This window comes from Streptomyces glaucescens (genome assembly GCF_002154375.1).
GTDB lineage: Bacteria > Actinomycetota > Actinomycetes > Streptomycetales > Streptomycetaceae > Streptomyces > Streptomyces glaucescens.
The window spans coordinates 1-3,880 of record NZ_MUND01000021.1 but is presented as its reverse complement, the minus strand read 5'-3'; the positions used below and the strand labels follow the sequence as shown (position 1 = coordinate 3,880).

Below are 3,880 nucleotides of genomic sequence, written 5' to 3'. Positions count from 1 at the left end.
CGGATCCCGCTGCACCTCTCCCCGATGGCAACGTCCCGGTCTACAATCGCCGCATCTGGCGGGCATGAGCATCATCCCGTGAGGTCTCAAAGCCCCCACGCAGGCACAGGGTCGTTGTCGGCAAACTACGCCCCCCATCCGGTGGGGGCTTTCCCATGCCACCAGCCACAACGGGCACGGATACCGCGTATCGGTAGCGCGCGGTAGCGGACTCGGCCGGATCTGTACACCCCACAGCGTCAAGACTGGGTGAAATGTGCATCCGTCCTCGCCCCCGTCCGCCTATCGGTGTCACAGTGGCACTCCCGCAGTCCGGACTGGCAGCCGCACAGCGGGACATGCCCGCCCAACGCCGACAGGGCAGGCATGACCTTCCCGAACATTTCTGCCGGAGGAGCGGAGACGCCCCATGTCCGCAGAACCCGCCACCCCCATCCCTCCCGGGCTGAACACACCGGGCGAGGCGGCCGTAATCGATATCACCAGGCGCCGCGGAAAGACGGCGGCCTCGACCAGGGGACGGTGGACGACAGTGACCGACCACGACCAGCCCCGCCCCGGCCCCGATCCGCAGGCCCTGTTCGCGGAACAGGCGGAGCGCGCGTTCAACGACATCGACCGGACCCTCAGCGACGAGGAGACCGCGCTCGTCTACCTACGGACCCTGGCGATCGTGGGGCGAGCCCTCGAGGGAGCCGAGGCCATGGACATCATCACCTCCGAGCAGCTGTCCGAACTCGGCGCGCTGATCGAGGGGATGAAGGCAGCACCACGGCTTGTCTGAATATGCCGGGGGTTCATACCGTTTGACGGGTGCGGCTGACCAACGGACCCGACACACACCGCTGATCATTTGAAACTATCCGTTCAACTCCAGCCGCACCCGTGCCAAGATGGGGCGTCCGGAATGACCCGGAGAGAACGCTTCCGGCCTCCGGCGCGCGCCCCTGCACACGCTGTACGGACGATCCGCGCCCCCTGGAGGCCGCCAAGGGGACGGGGACGCCAATGCACGACAACACAGCAGACGACAGCGCCGCAAGCCGCCTCGCCACGCTCGCCCGCTACTTCCGCGAGCGCCCCGTCACCGGACCCGCCGGCCACTCCTACATCAGCTCCAGCCCCCGGGCCACCCCCACCGAGCCCGCGGCCCCGGCCCACCTGAGCGTCGTCGACCACATCGACGCCTCTGTCCGTGAACTCGACGAGTACACCCGCCAGGCCAACCCCGACGCCGGCCCCCTCCCCAAGCGCGTCGAGGACGCCTACCAGTGGTGCGTCGACAACACCGCCGACTCGCCCGAGACCGTGCAGCTGCGGCGGGACGTCATCTTCTACCGGCAGCGCCTCGAGCACGCCATCGCCGAAGGCGACATCAAGGTCGTCCGCCCGATCCGCTGCCCGGCCTGCCGCACCCTCGGACTGATGTGGAAAGCCCGGCTCAACGCGGCCATCTGCACCAACGGCAAGTGCCGCACCAAGGACGGCCTCACCCGCCGCTGGACGCTCGCTCGCCTCGCCTACGCCCAGGTCGAGGAGCAGCGAAAAACTGTGCGAGTTCGTGCAACCTGAGCGGGGGAACACGAGTCGTACCCAGCAACACAACTACACACGGCAATCACAACTGGACCCCCAAGGTCCGCCCGTTGTCGGCCGACGGTGCTGCGAACATCGGCCGCCCGACCCCGGGAGGCCGTATGGCCATCAGCGTCCACAGTCCCTACGCCTTCAACACCGACATGGTCACCATGGTGGAGGCGTCCGCTCTCTTTGCCGAGTGCGGCCCGCGCTATGAGGTCGACTCCCGCACGCTCAAGCGGTGGGCGGTCAAGCACGGGGTGACGATCGAGAAGTGCGGAAAGGACGTCTGGGCGTCGTGGACTGATCTGCTTGAGGTTCACGCCACGGAGATCGACCGGAGAGAAGCCGCCGGGAAGTAGTCGCCGGCCAGCACAACCCCCCACGCAAGCCCCGACCCGCACACCAGGGCCGGGGCTTTCTCATGCCCGCACCGCTCAAAGCATTGCCATGCAATGCTGAACTGGGTACTGTGGACACATCACACCGCAACAGAGCCCCGCAAGGGGCCTGTTCAGCGCATCTCCACCACCCTGGGAGCCACCGTGGCCCTGATGACGCACGCCCCCGCACGCCTCCACGCCGACTACACGGCCCTCAGCCCCACCGCCCAGGCCGTCATCGACAAGGCCTTCGAAGACGCGGACGCCGCCCTCACCACCAGCGACTACACCGACGCCATGGAGTACGTCGCCATCGCCGCCAGCATCCCCCTCCCCGCCTCCAAGGACCTGGCCGTCTGCGACTGCCTCCACCACGGCTGCGGCTGCGGCGCCATCTTCGACAGCCACGCCCAGGGCGTCGTCGTCACCGCCCCCGCAGACCCGGACTGCAACCTCTCCCAGCTCCAGTGCCCCACCTGCGGCCACGACCACCCCCGGCCCTCTGCCGCCTGACCCACCCCACCGGCTCCCCGGCCGCGTGCGACACCGCCTCCGCGCGGCCGGGTGACAACCCCTCGGGAGCACCACATGCGCGACACCCGCACCGTCCTCCAGCAGATGGCCACTCACATCGACCACAACGGCCTCCACCGCGGTGAACAGTTCGCCCAGCCCGGCCCCGTCCCCCGACTCGACATCTGCGCCGTCGCCTACGTCGTCGCCGAACGCCTCACCCCGGACCGCTACCCGGCCGAGTTCTTCACCGACGAGGTCGCCTCCATCCGCCTCATCGAATCCTCCGCCAGCGCCATGGCCGCCATCCAGGCCATCAGCCACGTCCTCGACTCCGCGGTCTGCGAGACCCAGATCGAGCCCGGCACCTGGGTGCCCGACTACATCGAGCACGTCTCCAACTGGGCGGCCACCGCCTCCCCGGTCCACCCCAAGAGGCCGCCCACCAACGCCGAAGTCATCGGCCGCATCCACCGCGCCATCAACACCCTCGCCATCCAGACGCCCGCCGCCCCCGCCGCCTGAAAGGCCCCCACGCCATGACCACGATGGCCACCGAGCCCACGCCCAACCCCTTCGCCAACACCGACTACTACCGCGGCCGCGCCGACGCCTACAACGAGGAAAAGGCCGGCGCCGACGTCGAAACCCTCGAAGACCGCTACGAGTGGATGACCGACCCCACCACAGCCCACAACACCCGGCAGTTGCTCTCCACCGCCTACCTCCAGGGCTACAGGGCCCTCATCGACGACATCCGAGCCGAACAGCACTGGAACCGCTACCTGATCGGCATCGAGTACGCCGCCTGGCTGGAGGCCTCCCGATGATCCGCACCGCCACAGCAGACGACACCGCCATCCAGGCCCTCAGCAACGCCGGCGCTATGTGCGGCACCTGCGGAAGCGAACCAGGAGACCGGGCCTGCCCGTACTGCGAGGAAGCCCGCCAGCGGTACCTCAAGGCCCTCCGCGCCATCGGCTGGGCTCCCCTCGCCGACGTGCAGAACGAACTGGCCTCCGTCAGCCAGGACCTGGCCCGCATCGCCGACCGCCACCGCTGACCGAACCCCCACGACATTCCCGGAGCACCACCGCCCCACCACCCGATCCCGCAGGACGGAGACCAGCCATGGCCGCCAACACCCGCACCCGCAAAACCCGCGCGAAGCAGACCTCCCCGCGCAAGCCCAAGACCCCGGCGGCCACCGTCGACCTCCGACACCCCCTCCCCGTAAGACGCCGCGTCTTCGTCGGCCCCATGGGCGTCACCGAGCAGGCCGCCATACGCGCCGCCCTCGCCGCAGCTGCCGCCCGCCTCCCCATCCCCGTCAGCGCCTGGCACGGCCCCACCGCACGACTCGCCGACGGAACCCTCCTCACCCACACCCCCGCCCACGCCACCAC

8 protein-coding genes are annotated in these 3,880 nt (G+C 69.2%); all 8 read left to right on the top strand.

What is annotated here, in order from left to right; translation table 11 throughout:
- The first annotated feature begins 532 nt into the window (after positions 1-532).
- Positions 533-784: a hypothetical protein gene (locus tag CCN42_RS01680; RefSeq protein WP_081241674.1), complete on the top strand. Its 252-nt coding sequence runs from the start codon at positions 533-535 to the stop codon at positions 782-784.
- A gap of 224 nt (positions 785-1,008) precedes the next feature.
- Complete coding sequence (locus tag CCN42_RS01675) at positions 1,009-1,572, top strand: hypothetical protein (RefSeq protein ID WP_086732730.1); 564 nt, start codon at positions 1,009-1,011, stop codon at positions 1,570-1,572.
- 125 nt (positions 1,573-1,697) lie between these two features.
- A complete protein-coding gene (locus tag CCN42_RS01670) occupies positions 1,698-1,940 on the top strand; it encodes a hypothetical protein (protein WP_086732729.1) in 243 nt (80 codons plus the stop codon).
- Between the two features lie 192 nt (positions 1,941-2,132).
- On the top strand, positions 2,133-2,474 hold the full coding sequence (locus CCN42_RS01665) for a hypothetical protein (RefSeq protein ID WP_143661822.1): 342 nt from the start codon (positions 2,133-2,135) through the stop codon (positions 2,472-2,474).
- A 75-nt stretch (positions 2,475-2,549) separates the two neighbouring features.
- The gene (locus CCN42_RS01660) at positions 2,550-2,999 is read left to right on the top strand and encodes a hypothetical protein (RefSeq protein WP_086732727.1); all 450 of its coding nucleotides are present in this window, start codon (positions 2,550-2,552) and stop codon (positions 2,997-2,999) included.
- A 14-nt stretch (positions 3,000-3,013) separates the two neighbouring features.
- Positions 3,014-3,304, top strand: coding sequence for a hypothetical protein (locus CCN42_RS01655; protein ID WP_086732726.1), 291 nt, complete (start codon positions 3,014-3,016; stop codon positions 3,302-3,304).
- Positions 3,301-3,537 (top strand): hypothetical protein, encoded by a 237-nt coding sequence (locus CCN42_RS01650; protein ID WP_086732725.1) that lies wholly within the window; start codon positions 3,301-3,303, stop codon positions 3,535-3,537. The genes CCN42_RS01655 and CCN42_RS01650 overlap by 4 nt, the downstream gene beginning before the upstream one ends.
- A 68-nt stretch (positions 3,538-3,605) precedes the next feature.
- Positions 3,606-3,880 (top strand): hypothetical protein (locus CCN42_RS01645; protein WP_143661821.1); only part of this gene is annotated, 275 nt, incomplete at its 3' end.